At 56.5% G+C, this 21,663-nt stretch carries 17 protein-coding genes; 10 read left to right on the top strand and 7 right to left on the bottom strand.

The features are described from left to right. Positions 1-15 precede the first annotated feature (15 nt). Genes KA369_21975 through KA369_21965 form a run of 3 tightly spaced genes read left to right on the top strand, consistent with a single transcriptional unit; the run spans position 16 to position 4,051 of the window. Positions 16-645 carry an RpiB/LacA/LacB family sugar-phosphate isomerase gene (locus KA369_21975; GenBank protein MBP7738659.1) on the top strand — a complete coding sequence of 210 codons (630 nt, stop codon included), beginning with the start codon at positions 16-18 and terminating at the stop codon, positions 643-645. Between the two features lie 9 nt (positions 646-654). Continuing rightward, positions 655-2,526, top strand: coding sequence for a thiamine pyrophosphate-binding protein (locus KA369_21970; protein ID MBP7738658.1), 1,872 nt, complete (start codon positions 655-657; stop codon positions 2,524-2,526). 31 nt (positions 2,527-2,557) lie between these two features. Beyond that, on the top strand, positions 2,558-4,051 hold the full coding sequence (locus KA369_21965) for a Gfo/Idh/MocA family oxidoreductase (GenBank protein ID MBP7738657.1): 1,494 nt from the start codon (positions 2,558-2,560) through the stop codon (positions 4,049-4,051). Positions 4,052-4,089: 38 nt separating this feature from the next. On the opposite strand, the gene KA369_21960 is transcribed toward KA369_21965, so the two are convergent. Continuing rightward, positions 4,090-4,440 carry a hypothetical protein gene (locus KA369_21960; protein ID MBP7738656.1) on the bottom strand — a complete coding sequence of 117 codons (351 nt, stop codon included), beginning with the start codon at positions 4,438-4,440 and terminating at the stop codon, positions 4,090-4,092. A gap of 60 nt (positions 4,441-4,500) precedes the next feature. Beyond that, positions 4,501-5,250, bottom strand: coding sequence for a hypothetical protein (locus tag KA369_21955; GenBank protein MBP7738655.1), 750 nt, complete (start codon positions 5,248-5,250; stop codon positions 4,501-4,503). Positions 5,251-5,410: 160 nt separating this feature from the next. Between KA369_21955 and KA369_21950 the strand changes: the two genes are divergently transcribed. Continuing rightward, positions 5,411-6,685: a MiaB/RimO family radical SAM methylthiotransferase gene (locus KA369_21950; protein MBP7738654.1), complete on the top strand. Its 1,275-nt coding sequence runs from the start codon at positions 5,411-5,413 to the stop codon at positions 6,683-6,685. Positions 6,686-6,827: 142 nt separating this feature from the next. Here the strand turns inward: KA369_21950 and KA369_21945 are convergent, their stop codons facing one another. The 3 genes from KA369_21945 to KA369_21935 form a co-directional block, all read right to left on the bottom strand. After that, complete coding sequence (locus KA369_21945) at positions 6,828-8,420, bottom strand: sodium/solute symporter (GenBank protein MBP7738653.1); 1,593 nt, start codon at positions 8,418-8,420, stop codon at positions 6,828-6,830. Positions 8,421-8,471: 51 nt separating this feature from the next. Continuing rightward, on the bottom strand, positions 8,472-9,857 hold the full coding sequence (locus KA369_21940) for an aldehyde dehydrogenase (GenBank protein MBP7738652.1): 1,386 nt from the start codon (positions 9,855-9,857) through the stop codon (positions 8,472-8,474). Positions 9,858-9,935: 78 nt separating this feature from the next. Beyond that, the gene (locus KA369_21935; GenBank protein MBP7738651.1) at positions 9,936-11,891 is read right to left on the bottom strand and encodes an APC family permease; all 1,956 of its coding nucleotides are present in this window, start codon (positions 11,889-11,891) and stop codon (positions 9,936-9,938) included. A gap of 451 nt (positions 11,892-12,342) precedes the next feature. Here KA369_21935 and KA369_21930 point away from each other — a divergent pair, with 451 nt between their 5' ends. Both KA369_21930 and KA369_21925 read left to right on the top strand, forming a co-directional pair. Next, positions 12,343-12,513, top strand: a complete 171-nt coding sequence (locus tag KA369_21930; GenBank protein ID MBP7738650.1) for a hypothetical protein — start codon at positions 12,343-12,345, stop codon at positions 12,511-12,513. 360 nt (positions 12,514-12,873) lie between these two features. Next, positions 12,874-13,236: a hypothetical protein gene (locus KA369_21925; GenBank protein MBP7738649.1), complete on the top strand. Its 363-nt coding sequence runs from the start codon at positions 12,874-12,876 to the stop codon at positions 13,234-13,236. Positions 13,237-13,254: 18 nt separating this feature from the next. Here KA369_21925 and KA369_21920 read toward each other — a convergent pair whose 3' ends face one another. Next, positions 13,255-14,535, bottom strand: coding sequence for a response regulator (locus tag KA369_21920; GenBank protein ID MBP7738648.1), 1,281 nt, complete (start codon positions 14,533-14,535; stop codon positions 13,255-13,257). Between the two features lie 177 nt (positions 14,536-14,712). Between KA369_21920 and KA369_21915 the strand changes: the two genes are divergently transcribed. Beyond that, positions 14,713-15,177, top strand: a complete 465-nt coding sequence (locus tag KA369_21915) for a C40 family peptidase (GenBank protein MBP7738647.1) — start codon at positions 14,713-14,715, stop codon at positions 15,175-15,177. Between the two features lie 48 nt (positions 15,178-15,225). On the opposite strand, the gene KA369_21910 is transcribed toward KA369_21915, so the two are convergent. Continuing rightward, the gene (locus tag KA369_21910) at positions 15,226-15,849 is read right to left on the bottom strand and encodes a TetR/AcrR family transcriptional regulator (protein MBP7738646.1); all 624 of its coding nucleotides are present in this window, start codon (positions 15,847-15,849) and stop codon (positions 15,226-15,228) included. Positions 15,850-16,583: 734 nt separating this feature from the next. Here KA369_21910 and KA369_21905 point away from each other — a divergent pair. From KA369_21905 to KA369_21895, 3 genes are all read left to right on the top strand, one after another. Then, on the top strand, positions 16,584-18,128 hold the full coding sequence (locus tag KA369_21905) for a hypothetical protein (protein ID MBP7738645.1): 1,545 nt from the start codon (positions 16,584-16,586) through the stop codon (positions 18,126-18,128). Between the two features lie 183 nt (positions 18,129-18,311). After that, positions 18,312-19,499, top strand: coding sequence for a galactokinase (locus KA369_21900; protein ID MBP7738644.1), 1,188 nt, complete (start codon positions 18,312-18,314; stop codon positions 19,497-19,499). Between the two features lie 108 nt (positions 19,500-19,607). Continuing rightward, on the top strand, positions 19,608-21,620 hold the full coding sequence (locus KA369_21895; GenBank protein ID MBP7738643.1) for an alpha-galactosidase: 2,013 nt from the start codon (positions 19,608-19,610) through the stop codon (positions 21,618-21,620). Positions 21,621-21,663: the final 43 nt, after the last annotated feature.

Here is a 21,663-nt window from a genome sequence, read left to right as displayed (position 1 = left end):
ATAAGGAAAACAGCCATGAACATCGCAGTCGTAAATGAAATCAGCGCCGTGGCGCAAAACCCCGCCATCGTGGCGGCCCTGGAGGGGCGGGGCCACAGGATAATCAACGCCGCCATGAAATCGGCGGACCAGAAGCCGGAGCTCACCTATATCAACACCGGCTTCCTGGCCGCCCTGCTCCTTAACGCGGGCCGGGCCGATCTCGTCGTGGGCGGCTGCGGCACCGGCGAGGGCTTCCTGATATCGGCTTCCCAGTATCCGGGCGTATTCTGCGGCCTCATCGCAAGCGGCCCTGACGCCTGGCTCTTCGGCCAGATCAACGGGGGCAACTGCATCTCCCTTCCCCTCCTGTACGGATACGGATGGGCCGGGGACGTGAATCTCCGTTTCATCTTCGACCGGCTCTTCAGCGTTGAATTCGGGGCCGGATACCCGGCGCACCGGAGCGAATCCCAGAAAAAAAGCAGGGCCCTGCTCGCCGCCGTATCAAAGACGGCGCACCGGCCCTTTCCTGAGATCGTGGCCGGCATCGACGAAGCGGTCATCCGGCCGGTGCTGGAATTTCCCGGCGTCATGGAAACCATCGGTCTCGACACCCTGGCCGATGCCGCCCTCAGGGACGCCATTAGCTCACGGTTGAAATAAGGAGGACCCATGGAGATATCCGCACGCATCGAACGGGCCCGCGCCCTCGCCCGTTACGGCACGATAGACGCCGCGGTGAAGGCCGGCGCCATGAGCCAATTCGCTGACATCAGCGTTTCCGAGGCGATCGTCCTCGGCCTGCACCGCCAGGGCGTCACCCGGTACTGCGCCATATTCGGCCACGGGAGCACTGACATCGCCGAGGTTCTTCGCGTGTACGAAGCGGAGGGAGTCGTGCGCACCTTCAACTTCCGCCACGAGACAGCCGCGTCCCACGCCGCCACGGCACTGAAACTGCGCACCGGCGAAACCGCCGCGGTCATCACCTCCATCGGGCCCGGAGCCCTCCACGCCTTCGCGGGCTCCCTCTGCGCCGCCTCCAACGGCGCCGGCGTATACCACATCTACGGCGACGAGACGACCCACGGCGAGGGCTTCAACATGCAGCAGGTGCCCAGGGAGGAGCAGGGACTCTTCCTCAGGCTCTGCGGCGTCATGGGTGACGCCTACTCCCTCTTCGAGCCCTGGAGCGTAGTCGCTGCCCTCCGCAGGGGAGCAGCGGCGACCGGGAACCCCGGTTTCGGCCGTCCCTTTTTCCTCCTCGCGCCAATGAACGTCCAGCCTGTGTTAATGAAGAGCTTCAATATACTCGAGCTTCCTGAGGCCCCGGCGCCGCAGCGGTTGGCCTGCGCGGACGAAGACTTGTTCCGGCGCGCCTCGGAAGCTGCGGAACACGGGCGGCGCGTCACCATCAAGATCGGCCAGGGAGCCAGGGGCTGCGGCGCCGAAATAACCGAGCTCGCGAGGCTCCTCGACGCGGCCATCGTGGCCGGTCCCAACGCCAGCGGCATCGTCCCCTACTCCGAGCCGCGCCACATGACAGTGGGCGGCTCCAAGGGGTCCCTGTCGGGGAATTTCGCGATGAACGAGGCCGACCTCGCCGTCATCATCGGCGCCCGCGCCGTGTGCCAGTGGGACTCTTCGGGCACGGCATGGAGGAACGCCCGATCCGTAATCAACTTCAACACCGAGCCGCTCCACGCCGGGCACTACAACAGGTCGGTGAGCATAATCGGTGACGCCAAAACGAACCTGCGTCTCTGGATCGAGCGCCTGAAGGGCCTCGGTCGCGTGCAGCGGGACGGCTCGTCCCAATGGGCCAGCGAGCTTTTTTCAAAACGCGCCGAGTGGGAGCGCTTCAAGAAGGCCCGCTATGAATGCCCGCCCCTGTACGACGAGGTCTGGAAAAAAGAGATACTCACCCAGCCGGTCGCCATCAAAACCGTGTGCGAACACGCTGACGCGATGGGCGCACTCAAGCTCTTCGACGCCGGCGACGTGCAGGCCAACGGATTCCAGATCGTCGAGGACGAGCGCGAGGGCATGACCATGACCGACACCGGCTCCTCCTACATGGGGTTCGCGTCTTCCGCGGTCTTCCTCTCGGCCCTCTGCGACGTCTATCCGGTCGCCTTCTGCGGCGACGGCAGCTTCATGATGAACCCGCAGATCCTCATCGACGCTTCCCAGCACGGCGCCCGCGGCTGTATCGTGATATTCGACAACCGCCGGATGGCGGCCATCACCGGCCTCCAGCTGGCACAGTACGGGAGCGAATACCGCACCAGCGACGCCGTTGCCGTGGACTACGCCGCCATGGCGAGCGCGGTCGGCGGCGTCCGGGGGATATACGGCGGCGACACCGTCGCCGCTCTCCGCGCGGCCCTCGCCGAAGCGGCCTCGCACCGCGGCCTCTCGGTGGTCCACGTGCCGGTGTACGCGGGGCCCAACGAGCTTTCGGGCATGGGCGTCTTCGGCGACTGGAACGTCGGCAACTGGTGCGAACGGGTGCAGGCCGAGCATCACCGCATCGGCCTGTAATCGGTTAAATAACGCCAATGGAGTCACGGATATGAAAAAAATACGGGTGGGATTCGCCGGTGCGGGAAGGATCGCCGATGTGCATTTTCCCGGTTATGTGAAAAACCGCGACGCGGTACTCCTCGCGGTGTGCGACACCGACGAGGGAACCGCCCTTCGCAGAAAAAAGGAATGGGCCGTGAAAAAGCATTACACGTGTTACGAGGATATGCTGGCGGACCCGGCCATCGACGCCGTTGAGATACTCACCCCGACGATGTTCCACGAGGAGATGACGATCCAGGCCCTCAGGGCCGGCAAGCATGTGGCGGTCCAGAAGCCGATGGCCAACACCCTGGAGAGCGCCGACCGGATGATCAGCGCCGCGAAAGCCGCGGGCAAAGTGCTCAAGGTGTCGGACAACTACGTTTTCTATCCGCCCATCGTTGCTGCAAAGCGCATGATCGCCGAAGGGCAGATCGGGACGCCCACCAACATCCGCATAAAGCTCATCAGCGGCACCGGCGGATGGCTAATACCGCCGTCAGCGTGGGAATGGCGGGTGCGCGAAGCCCAGGAGGGACGCGGGCTCCAGACCTTCGACCACGGTCACCACCTCTGGGCCACGGCGTGGTTCCTCATGGGCGCGGCCGAGCGTGTCACCGCCTGGATCGAATCCCTGGACGGCGTCGTGGACAGCCCTGCCGCGATCATGTGGAAATACCGTGATACGGCCGCCTTCGGGATGTGCGAATACTGCCACGAACCGGACCTTGCGATCCCTTCACATTATTATGCCAATGACGAATGGATAGAGATAACCGGCACACAGGGGATCATCCTGATCAATCGCTGCACCGGGAACATAAAGAAATGCCCGGCCATCAGCTATTTCAACGGGAAATGGAAAGATATAGCGGTGCCTGGCGACGATTGGGTCGAAGGTTTCAAGGGATCGACGCGCAACTTCATCGGGGCGATACTGGGCAGGGAAGCGCCGAGCCTTTCGGCCGTTGAGGGGCGGGAGATACTGAAATTCTCCCTGGCAGTTCAGAAATCGAACCGCCTGCGCCGCGAGGTTTACCTCGAAGAGCTCGATAGCCGTTTCCCCGGACGCTTTACCCGCCGCATGATCAGCAGGGATATTAAATCCAGGACCCCCCGCAAGGGGCTCCTCGAACGCCTTGGCATCGGGAGCGGAGATTCGCGGTACGCCGCCCAGGCAGGGAGCCTGGTCATGGATCTTCCGGAACGATACGATCCCGGCGCGGTCGAAGGCTGGGAAACGGCCTTCGGGATCCGGCTCCTCCCCGACGGCGGCCAGCCCGAGAGGCGCTATTCCCTCATCATTAAGAATGGAAAAGCCGTCGTGACCGAAGGGGCCATCCCGGAAAACCCGGTCTGCGTCATGGCCGCGCCTGCGGGGACATGGGGCGCCATTCTTTTAAAGAAGAAAAAAGTGCAGATGGCCTTCATACAGGGGAAGCTTAAAATCGAGGGAAAGGCCGAGGAAGCCCTGAAGCTGCTTCCCTCGTTCAAGTTTTAACTGCTATTACAATACGAATCCGGCGGTACGACCGTGCGTTACACTCCAAGGTTTCGCATGAACTCTTCCTTCGAAACATGATTCGACTCGGCGACCAGCTTTCCGCCGTTGTAATAGCGAATGTAGGGGATAAGGCCGTTCTTCCACGTTCGTTCCTTGAAGTTCCTGAACTCGTTGAAAAAGTCCACCTTGTTATAGATCAACTCATAGAGATCGCAATCCGCTTCCAGCGAATAGAACCATTTTTTCATGTCAGCCCACTGGGGGCACCAGTCCTGGGTCATGAGCACCGCCACCTTCCGGCTCGACGCGGTCACGTCGCTTCCGAAGTCGCCGCATTCAATGGCCGTCATGGCCTGTTCCCGTGTAATGATCCGCACCGGCGTCATATCATACCTGCCTTCATTATATTATCACTTCCGCGGCATCCTTCATCCAGCCCGCAGTGTCTATTTTACCGCCCCGCCCATGGCGAAGTAGATAATGACGCCGATAAGCTGGATCGGTGACGAGATGATATCCGCCATGACCGGCGCGACATATCCCACCTTGATCAATCCCAGGACAAAGGGGTTCCTCTCCTTCCACCTGACATCGATCAGGGAATAGGGCTGTTCAAGGTGAAAGCCCTCCCTGACCGCGGCGCCTCCCCCGTCTTTCAGGCTCCAGATAACATAATGGGCGCTGAATTTCTTCACGTTGGAAAATGCAAGCTTGAGAAAAAATACCGGGAAATCCTTATCCCCCACATCGGCATGAAAGTTGTTTTTTATATCCCCCCGGGGATCAGCCACGGCCGTGGCATTGTACTTCTCGAAAATCTCCTTGTATCCATCGCTGCAGCAGTATTGCTCCACCAGCAGGAAGGCCTTTTTCGGGCCCGCCAGTTTTTTTGAGGTTTCAGTTATGATTATCTTTTCTTTAAAATAATCAACGGGCAGGTAAATATCCAGGTATCGTCCGGGCCCAGCCAGGGGCCCCTCGAACTGGAGGTGATGATATTTCTTGTTCTTTATGATGATCTCCTCTTCAGCCACGCCCTGGTACGCCTTGTCCCTGGATTCGATGTTCTCGAATTCCCGCGACTCCCTGCCGTAGTCCCCCAGCCGTTCGTGGTACGTGATGGTGGCGCACCGGAGAAATCCCGCGCACAGCGCGCAGATCATTATCACCCGAACGATCCTATCATTCATGTTCATACAGCGCAACTCCTCGTCATCCGATGCATGATATCGCCGCTCAAGGGGGCTGTCAAATCTAATATTGCCTGATAGAAAAGGTGGGAGAGGATGCAGCCTGGAAAAAATACTTGTACTGCGCAGCGCCCCTTTCATTATTTGGATACCTGGGAACAGAACAATGAAGATCAAGATATCATCCCTCGGATGCCGCCTGAACCAGTCGGAGATCCAGTCGGTCTCGACGGCCCTCCAGGACATGGGCCACGAGATCGTCTGCGGCGACGAAGCGGACGTGTTCATCATCAACTCCTGCACGGTCACGCAGCGGAGCGAGGGAAAGACGCGCCGCCTCGTGCACCATGCCGCGGAAGCGGCGCGGAACAGGCCAGGCGCCAGGATTATCGTGACCGGCTGCTCCGCCCGGACACCCTCCCGGGAGGGAAACACCTTTTATCTTCCCAACGACTACAAGTTCATGATCCCCGACCTCGTTGGAAACTGGGACATCTTCGAAAATCTTACTCCGCCGGCGGACGCGCGCTTCCATTTCCCGGCGCCCCTCAAATCCTCCACCAGCCGCGTGAACCTGAAAATACAGGACGGGTGCGATAATTTCTGCTCCTACTGCATCGTGCCCCTGGTCCGTGGCCTACCCCGGAGCAAGCCCTCCGGCCAGGTCACGGAAGAATTCAGGCGCATCATCGGCGCCGGGTACCGGGAGATCATCCTCACCGGCGTGATGATCGGAAAATATGACGACGCGGGCCTGGACCTTGCCGGCCTCGTCCGCCTCCTCCTGTCGGTGGAGGGGCGCTACCGGATTCACCTCACTTCCCTCATGCCGGTCTATGTCACGGCGGAGCTCATCGAGCTCTTCGGCCACGGCAACATGGTGAAGCACCTGCACCTCTCCCTCCAGAGCGGGAGCGATTCGATCTTGAAGAAGATGAATCGACCCTACACCCGGGACCGGTATCTCTCCCTGACCGGCCGTATCAGGGAGGCGGTGCCGGACTTCAATTTCACCACGGACGTCATCGTCGGGTTTCCCGGCGAGACAGAGGGGGATATTCTCGAGACCCTTGGCCTCATCGGCGATGTAGGATTCTCCCACGTACACACCTTCCGCTACTCGCCGCGGCCTGGCACTGCGGCGGCGTCAATGGGCGACTCGGTGCCGGAGCAGGCAAAGACGGAGCGTAGCGGCCGGGTGATCGAGCTCTCGGAGCGTCTGAAGCATAACTACTACGGGCGGTTCAACGGCAGGGAATCCATATTCCTGAGCGAGCGCACCCGGGGCGGCGTCACCACCGGCTTCAACGAATACTACGCCCCGGTGGAAGTGGGCGAGAAGCTTCGCCGCAATGAATTCTTCACGGTGAAAACCCATTTAGAAGAAAAACAGGTCCTCAGCGGGATAGTTATCGGTAACCACCCCGATAGTTATCGGTAACCACCCGATAGTTATCGGTAACCACCCGATAGTTATCGGTAACCACCCGATAGTTATCGCTTCAACCGCTTAAATTACGACACTGGGGCCGTCCTAAAAAGCCCCCCACTGGGGGGGTGGGGGGGCAGAGCCCTTTAACGGATCAGAAAACAGCCAGAATCCGCTCCGATATGGCACAGAACACGATAATAGCAACAAACCAGACGACAAGCATTGATCCATAGCGGATAACAATCTTCCTCTCAAGGGCGGAGAACATCACGGTCCCGGTTGAGGCCCCATCGCTCCTGAAAACCCCGGAAGCAATCCCGACAAGGGCGGTCGCCATGACTCCGATAACATTCCACCACATCCAGGAAACCTGCCGCTCAAAAAAAACCCATAGCATGAGATTAGTTCCTATGCCGCAGGCCAGGCCAGCCAGCGCCCCGGCTCCGCCAATCCTTCTTGAAAAAATCCCAATGATGAACACCGCCGCGATTGGCCCGTACAGGGCCGATCCGATCTTGTTGATAAGCTCGATGATGGTTTCGGACCGCTCCGCCATGGCCAGGGCAAAGGCAATGGAGGCTGTTCCCCACAGTATTGTTATCAGGCGCGAGAGCCACACAATCCTGCGTCCCTTGAGTTTCCCCAGGTCGGGAAATATTCTCAATAGAAAATCCTCCCAGGTGACGGCGCTCAGGGAATTGATGGTGGAGTCGAGGCTCGACATGGAAGCGGCCAGGATCCCCACCACGATGAGGCCCAGGAGCCCATCCGGCACATAGGTCATGAAAAAGAGCGGCATCAGGTAATCGGGAGAAAGGCCTTTCATTCTCGCGGCAAACTCAGGGTTCCCCGCCAGGAAAATGATCATCAGTGCCCCCAGGGAACAGTAGGTAATGACCAGTGGGAACCGCGCGATGCCGTTTATCAGGAGGGCCTTCCAGGAGCCTGCCATGTCCTTCGTGGCCAGGAGACGCTGGGCCTGGCTCTGGTCGCACCCGTAATAGGAAACATAGAGGAAGAATCCCCCGAAGAGCATGGGCCAGAAGGAAAATGTCTCTCCGTCCCCCAATCCGGAAGAGTGAATATTATAGACCAGCAGCCGCCCTGCCTCAGAGGCGGGAAATCCGGCAGGACCGCCGAGGTGCTGGATGATGATGACGATGCAGGCCACGCAGCTCCCCCATAGTACGACGAGCTGTATCAGGTCGGAATAGATATCGGCCAGGATGCCGCCGATGGCGGTGTATGTCATGGACACAACGCCCACCAGGAGAATTGTCGAATGGATATCCATTTTCAGGAGGACCGCCGTCACGTAGGAAGTGGCCAGAAGGATCACGCCGCCCCCCAGGGAGCGGTTGATCATGAAGATCAGGGAAAGTGCGAGCCGCGTGGGCCGGCCAAAGCGCTTCTCAAGGATTTCGTAGATGGAAATGCCGTCCGCCGCGCGGAACACTGGCGCCAGGAAGACCATGATAAAGACCATGGCCAGGGGCACGGCGACCTCGTACTGCAGCCACTTCAGCCCGCCGCCGCTCCTGGCCGCTATGAAGGCCGGCGCGCTCACGAGGCTGATGGCGCTCACCTGGTTCGCCAGCAGGGATGACGCCACCAGCCAGGGAGAGACCCTCCGCCCCCCGAGAAAATAGTCCTCCCTGCTTTTCTGTGAGCGCCCCGCCAGGTAGCCGATGCCCATGATGGCGAGGATGTAGACCGCGACGATGACCCAGTTGACAGGAGCCATTATCCCCCCGATGGTGTGCGTCAACGGGCATGAGAGGCCCCGATGGCCGCCTTAACCGATCAGCCTGAACAGGAACTTCAGCAGCCTCACCTTCTTGTTGTAGGGCGGGTAGCGAAGCTTCATATCGACAAGAATGTCCCGGGTGAGGATCCCCCGCTGGTGAGAAAAAGTGTCGAATCCCGATTTCCCGTGGTACCGGCCCATGCCGCTGTCGCCTATGCCCCCGAAGGGAAGCTCCTGGCTCCCCACGTGGGACACGGTGTCATTGATGCAGCCGCCGCCGGAGGATGTTTCACCGAGGACCTTTTCCTGCTTTTTGACGCTCTTCGAAAAATAATAGAGGGCCAGGGGCCGCGGCAATCTGTTCACAATGGCGATGGCGTCATCGAGCTTTCCAAAGGACATGATCGGCAGCAGGGGCCCGAATATCTCCTCGCGCATGATAGGGTCCTTCAGGGTGACGCCGTCCACCAGGGTCGGGGCGATGAAGCGGTTCTTGCGGTCGCTCTCTCCGCCGTGTATCACCTTCACGCCGTCAAGGAGTCCCGTGATGCGGTCGAAGTGCTTCTCGTTGACTATCCGCGCGTAGTCCTTGCTCGACCGGGGATCGTCCCCGTAAAATTCGACGATGGTCTTCTTCAGCTCCGCGACGAAGGCGGCCTTGACCGTTTTGTGCACCAGCAGGTAGTCCGGCGCCAGGCAGGTCTGGCCGGCGTTGAAGAACTTTCCCCAGCAGAGGCGCCGCGCAGCAGTCGGGAGATGGGCGTCCTCGTCCACGATGGCCGGGCTCTTGCCGCCCAACTCCAGGGTCAGGGGCGTCAGCTGCTCGGCGGCCGCGCGCATGATGATCCTCCCCACCGCGGTGCCGCCGGTGAAGAAAATGTAATCGAACTTCTCCTTGAGCAGCGCCCCCGTCTCCTCGATACCGCCCTCGATCACGGTAATGTAATTGTCGCCGAAGGTCTCGCGTATGATCTTCGCCACCAGGCGTGAGGTGGCCGGCGCAAGCTCCGAGGGCTTGATGACGGCGCAGTTGCCCGCCGCGATTGCGGCGATGAGCGGCGCGATGATCAGCTGGAAGGGGTAGTTCCAGGGGCCGATGATGAGGACCACGCCGTACGGCTCTTGGCGCACCGCGCTGGTCGAATAAAAATGAATGATGGGAGTCTTCACCGCGCGCTTCCGGGACCATGACCGGAGGTGCCAGAGGACATGGCGGATTTCCGTATAAAGGATGCCGATCTCGCTGGCGTAGGACTCGAATAAGGGCTTTTTTAGATCCCTTGCGAGGGCGTCCATGATGGCATCCTCGTTTTTTCGTATCGCCTTCCTGAGCAAGCGCAGCTGCTTCTTTCTGAACGATACGTTTTTCGTATCGCCGCTTTCGAAGAATTTCCTGAGCCTGAGAATTTTACCGGCAATGGCTTTCTGTGACATGATATTCCCCCCTGGGAGTGATCACGGCGGCGAAACATCTTTCATGAAGTGCGCCGTGTATTGATCATCAGAGACGCATTACACCCTGATCGGCAAAATGACAATGGGAATTCCCTGCTGATAGAAGCGCCGCTGGATCGCAAAGGCCGAATAGTTATGGAGCCATCGCGAGAAAAACGTATCCTCCGGGAACACCAGCTGGCCCGCGAAGAAAATGGCATTGGGGAACTTTTTTAAAATTCCCGGCGCCAATCGTACCGTTTCCTCGATTACGTCTACGGCGATGGCGGTGACGCTTTCGGCGTAGTGATTGTGGGCCACCATGTATTCCACGTAGCGGTTGCAATCATTCTTGATGTGGTCGCGCAGGGCAGCCAGCTCTTCCGTTCCCTTGAACACGCCGGAATCGACAAGGCCGACCTGGACGAAAACGAAATTCTTGTACATGTCCTGGAATAGGCGTATGATGTTAAAAAGCGTATGGAGCCCTGTCCCGGTAAACCCGTTCACGAAGAGCACCGCCGTTTTATCCTTGGGATTGTACTGCGGCTCGGGAGGGGGATTCCCGCCGCTCTGCAGCTTTGACTCTATGTTCTTCATCTCCATGTCGGCGACTTCCACCAGCCCGGAGAGGCGCTTCAGGAGCTTCCCGGTCCTCCGGTAATGCCGTCGGATGATGATGGCAACTGCCACCAGCGAGCCGGTGATGAATATGGTGATCCAGCCTCCCTCGTTGAATTTCAGCACCACCACCGTGACGAGGATGAACGAGGTCAGCACCAGGCCGATGCCGTTTATCAGGATCTTCTTGCGCCAGTGGCCCACCTTCGCACGGGATTGCCACCAGTGGCGGACCATGCCCATCTGCGACAGGGTGAAGGTGACGAAGACGTTGATACTGTAGAGTATGACAAGGAACTTGACCGATCCCCCCGAGTAGATCATGAGCATGACGGAGCCGATCCCCATGATGAGTATCCCGTTCTGCGTCACCAGGCGGTCATTGAGGGAGGCGAAGCGGCCCGGCGCCCACCGGTCCAGCGCCATGTTCGCGAGAATGGCCGGCCCGCCCAGAAAACCAGTCTGCGCGGCGACAAAGAGCAGTATCGCCTCGGAAAAGAGCGTGACGAAGACAAAGACGACGCCGCCGGTCCCCCACCCGGTCGTTAACTGATCAAACAGGACCGCGTTGAGCGTCTTCCCCTTGACATGGTGAACGTTATACAGGAGGTAAGCAACCATCAACCCCGCCACGACGATGGCGAGGGAGGTGGCCATGTAATTCATGGTGCGCTTGGCCGTCTGCACCTTCGGCTCCCGGAGTATGGACATCCCGTTGGACACGGCCTCGATGCCGGTGAAGGTCCCGGCGCCCATGCTGTAGGCCCGCAACACCAGGAAGACCATGCCGGCAAAACCCAGCTCCGCGCTGGACGCCCTGATCCCCGCGGCGGTGGCGTCGACAACGACCGGCACATTCATGGCCTGCGATGAGATCGAATAGATGATGACAAAGGAATGGGTGATGATGAAGAGGAGAAATATCGGGACCAGGGGAAGGACCGATTCTTTCACGCCGCGGAGATTGAGGATGATGAGAAGACCAACCCCGCCGACCGCCACCGGAAGCTTATAGGGGAGCATTGACAGGGGCAGAAAGCTGAACAGGGCGTCGGCGCCGCTGGCCACCGACAGGGTGATCGTCAGGAGATAGTCGATGAGAAGGGCGCTACCCGCGACCATGCCGACCGACGGTGAGAGGAGCTTGCTCGCCACGAGATATCCCCCTCCCCCGGTCGGGAAGAGCTCGATGATCTGGTGATAGCTCGCGCTGATGACGAAAATCGTGATCACCGTTCCCAGGGCCACGAATATGCTCAGGTGGGCGTGTCTGCCCAGGGCGAGGTAGGCCTCCTCGGGACCGTAACATGACGAGGTGAGGCCGTCCGCGCCGAGGCCAACCCAGGCGAAGAAGGCGATCAGGGACAGCTTGTGAAAAATGCCCGGATCGGAAATACTCCGGGCGTCTCCCATGACAATGGTCTTCAAACGATTGAAAATCGATATTGGTGAATACTTCTTGCTCAATGCGATACTCCCAGGGGAAAAGCGGTTGCCGCACACAAGCGGTCCGGTTCGTTCTGCAGAAATGCGATCTATGAGTCAACGGATTTCATGAAAAATCAAAGCAGGCTACAGGTACTGATTTTTTTTGTCAATCATTATGCGGGTCACGGCCCAGGGACGATGCCTAAACTGCTGCCACGATGCCTCGCATACTATTTAAGAGTATACCATATTTCCCCAATATAAACTTGTATAAATTTGAAAAAGAGACCATTTAACGGCAATTTTTCACAAATTGAAAAAAATTTACATGGAATAATTTTTTTTGATTTCTGATGGTTTATTGCTATATTACTAGTGAGGGCATAGTTCGTAGAGACATTTTAGTTCTCCGCGTAAACATTTTAGGGAGGTAATTATGAATCTCGAATTATCGAAAAACGACGCTGATTTTATCGTTCTCCTGCTGGAGAGGGAGCTCAAGACAGCCATGGTCGAAAGGCACCATACGGCGACTAACGAGTATAAGGAAATTGTGAAAGCCAAGGAGAATCAACTGGAGAGTTTGATAAAGCAATTCAGGCATTAAGCTGATCCTGGCCGTCGCAACACATTTCCGGATCACAAAACAGAGCGGGGTGCATGTCAGGTAACACGCCGGCCCGATGATCCAGGGGGAACACTGAATCATGGCAGGCCGGTGCGACGACCATGGGATGTGCCCCGTGATACAATACCGCAGGCGTCGTATTTTCTCCATCGCCGCATTTACATGCGTCAAAATTTACCCATTATGTTCTTGATTGTTCCGTAGAGGCAATTATTCCTGTAACATGGATTCATAAGATACCACTGAATGGTATCGACAGCTCAGCTCCCATGGGCAGGCAGAGCCGCAGTGGGACTGTCAGCAATTAGCATTATGATGGAGTAATACATGAGATCATTTATGATAATAGCATTGTCCTGCGTAGCCCTGATGCTTGTACTATCCTGTTCGCGTCAGGATCATCGCACCGCCCTCATCGGCGAATGGGAGTGGACCGGAGATTCATGCAGGAGTGACGGGAACTGCAAGAAGGAAATCATAACCGATGAAGAGAACAGGGAGGTTTTCACGCGAGAGGGCCTCTATATCTCAAAACGGGCAAAAATCGGTTATGTCGTTGAAGGAGCGGAAATACGCCTTGCATCGGACAAGAAATCATTCAAAACGGTCTATGGCGAAATAGTATCGATAGACAAGAAGATCATGCTGCTGAAAACGGGGGATACCATCCGGCGCTATGCCAGGGTCGGCCCCGCGAAGTGATCGATCACCGGGAGCGCCCTAATCCCCGCCGGCGCCCCCGATCCTCTTGACCAGCATCACCCTGTTTCCCCCGTCGCTGTAGCGGACCTCATCGAATATTTTCGCGGCCAGGAGAACGCCACGGCCGTGAGTGCCCATGGCCATGTTTATATCGGCGATATCACGCTTGAACAATTCCTCATGGTCGAAGCCGGACCCGTCATCGGTAACCATGTACCAGGCCTCATCGGGAGTGATGGAATACTCGACATGAACCCTTCGGCCACGGAATGACGGATTGGCCTGGCGATGGTTGATGAAGTCGAAATAATTGCTGCTTTTCAGGGCCTCCGATTTTTCCTCGAATGAAATCTCCAGGTTGCCGTGCTCGATTGCGTTGACGATCATCTCAACCAGGGCCATCCGCATCAACTCCACGGTGTCGGCGTCGAGATAGCGCTTGAGGTTTCTCGTCATCCGGAACGTGATATCCCCCACCAGGAACAGCTGGTTTCCCATTACCAGGTTCTGCTTCTCGGATACGAAAAATTTCAGCAGCTCGTCCTCCACGACCCTGAACGCCCTCCCCATGATGAGCCTGCCGTCCGGTATGTTGATGAATTCAAGGCGCACATTCATCTCGACGGGCTCGTGATTGTATTTGACCTTGAACACGGTCTTGAAATTCTGCGGCCGCCTGGACTTCGCGAAGGAATCAAGCTTTTCCCGGGCAAAATCCATCTGCATGGATTCCCCCTCAGCAGGAAAGGAAAGAAGATCCATAAGGTTTCTCGATATGACCTCGTCGGGACTCAAGCTCAGGTAGTTCATGATCGCGCCGTTCACGGTCAGTATGGTGAAGTTCTCGTCGAGAGTGAATATGATATCGCTCGATCCCTCGAAGAGGCTCTTGTACTTGGTCTCGCTTATCTCAAGCTTGCGCTCATACTCGTAGCGGGTGAAGGCCGTTTCGATGGCCACCAGGAGGTCCTTTTCACGGTAGGGCTTGATGACAAAACCGAAGGGATACGATTTCTGGACTTCCCTGACCGTATCACTGTCCGAATAGGCGGTCGTGTATATGACCGGTACATTGATGTGCTTCCGGATCTCCCGCGATGCCTCGATGCCATTCAGCTTGCCCGGGAGCTTGACGTCCATGAGTATGAGTTCCGGCGGGGACGCAAGGCACATCTCGATGGCCTCATCCCCGGAGCCCGCTATTCCGCAGACGTCGTAGCCGATACTCTCGAGGATCCTGCGCAGCTCCATAGCGACGATACTGGCATCCTCGACAATGAATATTTTTTTTCGTTCCACCAATGCAGTCCCCAATGAAATGAGCACACACGCTGTCCGCTATTATACAGCGCCGTTCAATCATGTCAATTGATAATTATTCAGAGTGTATCCAGAATGGGATGCACAATCACAGAAAAAATGCTTGTCCGCCCGCCCCATTATAGTAGACTATCGGCATTACATGGGGAACATGGCATGGCATTACATACACTAAAACCGGCCCTGGCAGCGGCGGCCCTTGTCGCCGCCATCGGTTTCGCCGGCCTATGGGCCGGGGACTCCGGCACCCTGCGGACCGGCATCCTCGATACGGCGAAAAAGCATATCGGCGACCGTTACAATTACGGGGGCATGGGTGCGAAGGGATTCGACTGCTCAGGATTCGTGCAATTCGTGTATCGGGAAAACGGCATTACCCTGCCCCGGTCAACGGTCGACCAGTACGAGGGCGGCAGGAAAATCGACCTGGATGAGGCGCGGCCCGGCGACCTTGTTTTTTTCAAGATCTATAAGCGCCGGATCTCCCACGTGGGTATTTTCATAGACAAGTCGCGGTTCATCCACGCTCCATCATGGGGAAAGCGCGTCGGCATCGCCGATATGAACCTGGCATACTGGCAGAGAAGCTTCGTCGGCGCAGTCACCTACATAGAACGGTAATGGCCATGGGCCTGATAACTTTCTGCAGGAAGACGTCCGGGGGCGCGATCATGCGCTCATTTTAAGCAGGTTGGCAACCAGGCGCAGCACCTCGTTTTCCATATCCTCCCTGTTCATCTTCTGGAATTTTTTTCTCTTCAGAACATAGAAATGATAGGAAAGCCTGAACACGACGCCGAGAATGGCGTTGCCGGCGATTTCGACATTTATATCCTTGGGGACGTTGCCCCATTTCTGACCCAGCTCGATGTCTCCCATGATGACCCTGACTATTTTATCCTCGAAGACCCTCATGACCGATTCGAACTCGGCGTTGAGGCCCACGGCGATCCTGAGGATGATATTCGTCCTATCCTGGTTCTCACCCCAGTAATCAGAGGTTTTTTTCAGACGGTGCCGCAGGAACTCCATGGCATAGTATGAATCCGACTTGCTGCCGCCGAAGACGCTCAGGTCCAGGGCGATGGCCTTCTCCCACTGGCGGAGATAATTCCCGAGAAGAGTCTTGAAAACGGCGTCTTTATTTTTAAAATACTGGTAAATGGTCCCCTTCGCAACATGGGCCATCTTTACAATGTCGGAAACCTGCGTTTCATAATATCCGTTTTTGGAAAACGCTTTTTCCGCGCATTGTAAAAGACGCTCCCTGGTCTGCTCTCCCTTTTTCAGCATATTTTTTTTCTCCAAGCTCTTGTATGCAATGCATTGTGTACAATAAATGAATATCACGTAAAGCACTATTTCATTTCGCTTGTTTCATTATGCGACAAACCTCATCACAGCTATTATCTGCTGCATGGTGTACATTTTATTCTTACACATTAAGCAACAGGATACTGTTAAATGCACCGATAACTATCTGGAGAAAATATTCAAGCTTCAATATTTGTAAAATGTCAATATTTTTCCATTATTCTTCTATTAAATACGACTCAGAAGAATCAAACCATTTGAAGAAAACAAAACATCTTACATGTTTTTGAAACTGAAGTGTCAGTTTTAATTGACAAATTTATGTCGATCTATTATGTGTACTTACACTTATATATTAGTTTATAGGTATTATGCATGTATAAGAAAACGAATGTTGAATTCTTAATCTTTTAAATATCAAAAGATTTGTTTTCACATTCACAATTCCTATTCCATTACAAGAAGATATAACAAGCAGAAAAAACAAAACAATCATATGAAAAAAGAATCATTAAGATTTTCACTATAAAATAAAATTTATATTATAAACCGTCCAGACGGTTTATAATATTTCATCAAAATGGGACCTTGGGATACAAAATATGCGGCATGTTTGTATCCTTAAGTTGTTATATGGAGGAATATTGTTTAGGTAAATCAGCCTTAAACATGTTCGGAAAAAACAAATAATTCAGGAGATAATGGGTGCGGCAATGAAATCAAAACATGCATTAGTTATCATGACAGCTCTTTTTTCAATAGGCATATCCGCAAACCTGTTCGCGGGTGGCTTCCAAGACACCTACGGTTTTTCCGCGGAGGGGATGGCTCGCGGAAATGCCATGACGGCGGTCGTCAACGACTGGTCATCGGTATATTATAACGTGGCCGGTCTCGGCAAGACCAGGAACCTTGCAGCTGAAGCGCCCGCCAAAGAAGGGGAAATGACCCTTAAGCTCAGAAAAGCCGAGGGCGATGCCGAGGCGCCTAAAAAGGATATCTATCCCAACCAGTTCGCCATTACCGTGCTGGCGACGATTCCCAAGCTCAAATTGGACATCAGTCGCTATAACAGGACCAGCGGCTCCAATCCCCAGTATTACCCGGAAAAAACCAACGCTACCAAGATGGATCCCTATGGATTCATCCTCATCGGCGGCGTCCTGGACATCAATAACGTCATCAAGCTGCCGGAATTCATTTCATCATGCCGCCTTGGCATCGGGATGGGAATGAACTGGGATTTCAGCCTGGTCAAAGTGAACGATATCGACCCGCGGACCCACAACTATATACGTTATGGAAGGGAAATCCAGGGAGCCACGGTCCTGATCGGCCTCGGGTTTGGACTCCTGAACGACGCCCTGGGCGGCGGCGTGGGCATCAACGCCGCCTTCGGCGGAAAGGGAAAGCTCTACATGGAAGCCCAGCTGACCGGAGATCCCCAGATCCCCATCGGCCAGACCAACATGGACCTGAGCATCAATCCCGGCGCCATAGCCGGCATCTACCTGAGCCCGCTGCAATTCGTATCCTCCCTGCGGGGCCGCCACATTCTCGATATCGGCGCCTCATACCGCCAGGCAACGAAACTGAAAATCGATCCCTTCGATGCCGCTGCCGGCATTCTCGGCGGGGCCATCGGCATGAACCTCATGCTGGCCATCTTCGACTACTATACGCCCCATGTCATGACCGGCGGCGTAGCCTATACCTACGCCAATGTCTTCTCCATATCCGCAGACCTGAATTATGAATTGTGGTCTAAGAGCGACTTCTCCAAGGTGATGAAGTTCCACTATCCCAAGATGCTGCCCAAATTCCGCGATACCATGTCGTTTAAAGTCGGCTTCAAGTATGACACGCCCCTCAACTGGCTGTCGGTCATGGTGGGATTCGGCTACGTGCCCAGCGTCCTTGACAAGAAGGCCGGATCCATGGCCGCCATACGGATCGGCACCACCTCGACAAAGTATGTCACCGGAGTATACAACCTTCTTGACAACGACAAGATCAACGCTTCCCTGGGGCTTAAATTCACTGTGCCGAAGATGTGGAGGCTCAACGGCCAGGTCATCATCGGCCTGGCGTACCAGTTCCAGTACCTGGTGCCAGTGTCTGTCAAAAAAGACGGCATCAGCTACAACATAACCACCAATTCATTGGATGACGTCGCCCAGACATACATGCTCAATCCCAGCTACAAATACAGCGGGATGAACCACACCTTCATGGTGGAGCTGGGCATGAGAATATAACAGAACAAAGAAACTGCCATAATAAAGCCGGGCTTTATGCCCGGCTTTTTTTATTATCATATCCCCAAAATCCGTGATTTTTAAATAGATTTAACACGTTTCGCCCCCATTTAAGTATATTACATCTATTATTATAATGAATCGTTTTACATTGCGACCTTTTCAGACCAGTGAGACGGAATAATGCCGAACCTGACATACAGCGATAATCGGAACAGCGGCTTTTTTTCCAATAGAGGACCAATCCGATCTTTCTTCTCTCCCGGCAGAATAAATCTCATCGGCGAACATCTGGACTACAACGGCGGCTTTGTGTTTCCCGCGGCCATTTCCCTGGGCATTACCGGCTCCATGCAGGAACGGGACGACACTGTGATCCGGATGAAGTCGGAGCAGGTCCCCGGCGATGTAACGGCCGACCTCGAAGGCAACATTTCCTCCGGCTCAGCGCCGGGATGGGCCAATTACACCCTGGGGGCGCTGCGGTACGTCAGGAAAAGCGGCGCCACGCTCTCACGGGGGATGAACATCCTCTACTCGAGCACCCTGCCCCAGGGATCGGGCCTCTCTTCATCGGCGGCCCTGGAGGTGCTCACCGCATTCATGATCATCTCCGCCTCGGTGACATCGGACCAGGATCGGGTCAGGCTGGCCCTCCTGATGCGCGACATGGAAAACGGCCACATCGGCGTCCAGTGCGGCATCATGGACCAGTTCACCGTGGCCCTGGGCAGAAAAGGCCACGCCATCCTCCTCGATTCAGATTCGCTGAAATACGAATACGTGCCGGTCAACACCGGCGACCGGAGCTTCATCATAATGAACAGCCACAAGCCCCGCGCCCTGGCAGATTCGAAGTACAACGAGCGCCGGGCCCAGTGCGAAGAGGCCCTTCGCCTGATCAGGGAGCGCAACCCGGCCGTAAAGAACCTGGCCGGCGCGGCGTCGGAGGACCTCGTCCATATCCGTGACGACGTCCTGATGCGGCGGGCGCGGCACGTCATCACTGAAAACACAAGGGTACTCCAATCGGTGGAGGCCCTGCGGAAAAAGGACCTTGAGCTCTTCGGCAGGCTCCTGAGCGACTCGCACCGGTCCCTCCGCGATGATTACGAGGTGACCGGATACGAGCTGGACGCACTGGTCGACGCCGCCGCCCGGGCCCCCGGCTGCGCCGGCGCGCGCATGACCGGCGCGGGATTCGGCGGCTGCGCCATAGCCCTGGTGCGGGACTCCATGGCCGGGGACTTCGAGCGAACGGTGAGCGACGCCTACCAAAAGGCGACAGGCCTCAGGGTCGACTTTTACAGGAGCGTTCTTGAGGATGGGGTGCACGAAATAACTGCCGCGGCCATGGATCATTGCTCCTGAAAGCGGTTATCCCGCATTTACCCGGCGATGGGTTTCGGGACGCTTTCAGAAAAAGACATGACAGGCTGCGGGATATTGTAGTATATTATACACTATCAGGGAATCCATATGAATATCCAGAAGGGAATCGTTCGTTACCAGTACGGAAAGAGGGAATACACCCTTGCCTTCAGGCCCGGGTCCGAGGCGCGAGCCACGGGGATGGACCTCCAATCCGAATTGTCCCCCATCGACCTGGGATGGCGCGCGACCCTCACCCTGCTCCCCCAGGGCCCGGTGGAGATCAAGGAAGTATACTTCGAGACGAATTACCGCTTTACCAGGGACGACCGGATATTCTGCAACGGCTTCCAGTCATGGACCGAAAGCCGTGAGTTCACCTGGACCGATAAGATCAAGAAGCTCCCGCTATCGGCAAAGCGCTTCAAGGTCGATCGGTTCGGCGACTACCACTTCTATCCCTATACCGGCGCCACCGGGCACCTTCACAGCTACGTGTACCTCTACATCAGGCAGAAAACGGGCGACCTGACGCTGCTCGGGTCACTCAACGAGGATAACGGCTACACCATCTGCGCCTGCGAGACGAAAAAAAACCGCATCCTCATCGCGAAGGACGTCCAGGGCCTCGCCCTGTCGGAGCCCCGCGTCGTCATGGACGTCCTCCTGCTGCAGGGGCCCGAGCAGGAAACCCTGCGGACCTATTTCGAAACGCTCTGCCCCGGCCTTGAGACGAAGGAGCCGGTCACCGGCTGGACCAGCTGGTACAAGCACTACACGAACATCTCGGAAGGCATCATCGGCGAGAACCTGGACGCCCTGTCCCAAAACAGGATACCCATCGACATATTCCAGATCGACGACGGCTACCAGGCCGCGGTGGGGGACTGGCTCGCCATCAAGCCCTCCTTCCCCGGGGGCATGAAGAAGATCGCCGGCGACATCAAGTCAAAGGGCTACCGGGCGGGGCTGTGGCTGGCGCCATTCATCTGCGAAGAGAATTCGGAGATCATGAAGAGCCACGGCGACTGGGTGCTAAAAGAAAACGGCGAGCCAGTCGCGGCGGGATGGAACCCCAACTGGAGCGGCACCTTCTACGCCCTCGACGTCTACAACGACGAGTTCATGTATCACATCAAGGAAGTCTTCGACACCGTCTTCAACCAGTGGGGCTTTGACATGGTGAAGCTCGATTTCCTCTACGCCGCCGCCATGGTCCCCCGGAACGGGAAGCCCCGCGGCGCCATCATGGCCGACGCCATGAAGTTCCTGCGCCGCTGCGCCGGAGACCGGATTATCCTCGGCTGCGGCGTTCCCCTGGGATCCGCCTTCGGCCTCGTCGATTACTGCCGCATCGGGAGCGACGTCGCGCCGAAGTGGGAAGACCGTCTCCTCGCGGCGATACACTACCGCGAGCGCGTATCGACCCGGAATTCCATAACCAGCACCATCGGAAGGAGCCACCTGGACGGCCGTGTCTTCGTCAACGACCCTGACGTGGCCATCCTCCGGGACGAAGACAACACCCTGACGCGGGAAGAGCGCGCGACCCTCTTTTTGCTGAACAATGTCTTCGGCGGGGTCCTGTTCACCTCCGACAGCGTCGGCGCCTATCCGCCCGACATCATGGACCAGTACCGTTCCATCTTCCCTTTCCGTAAAAAAGAACATGTGACACAGTCATGGGCCGGCGAAACGCTGAAGGCGACCTTCTCCATCGGGGAGAACGACTACGTCGCCTATGCCAACCTCTCCGGCCGCAAGGCGAAGGCGGTCCTCGACGAGGGGCTCTTCTTCAGCGGCGGCCTCCCCGAAGAGGAGCGCTTCATACCGGGCGGCACCGAGATACTCCTCAAGGCCCATGAATCGCGCTGCTTCCTCGCCGTTAAGGAGGACTTCTTCACCGTGTCGGGCACCACGGCCCATCTTTTTCCCGGAAGCGAGATCGTTTCCTGCGTCCAGAAGGGCGATACCGTAACCGTGACCCAGCACGACCAGGTGAGGAACGGCAACACCGTGTACATCCGCACTCCCAACGCCGGACAGTTTTTGCTGAACGGGAACCCTGTCCATTCGCAGAAGATCAGGGACAAGTTCTACGTCATAAAGATGGAATTATAAGGGAGCCTCGAAAAATCACCTGTGGAAGTTCCCGTTCGGGCAT

This window comes from Spirochaetota bacterium, from assembly GCA_017999915.1.
Lineage (GTDB): Bacteria > Spirochaetota > UBA4802 > UBA4802 > UBA5550 > RBG-16-49-21.
The sequence above is the reverse complement of the archived record's forward strand: the minus strand, read 5'-3'. Positions and strand labels throughout refer to the sequence as shown.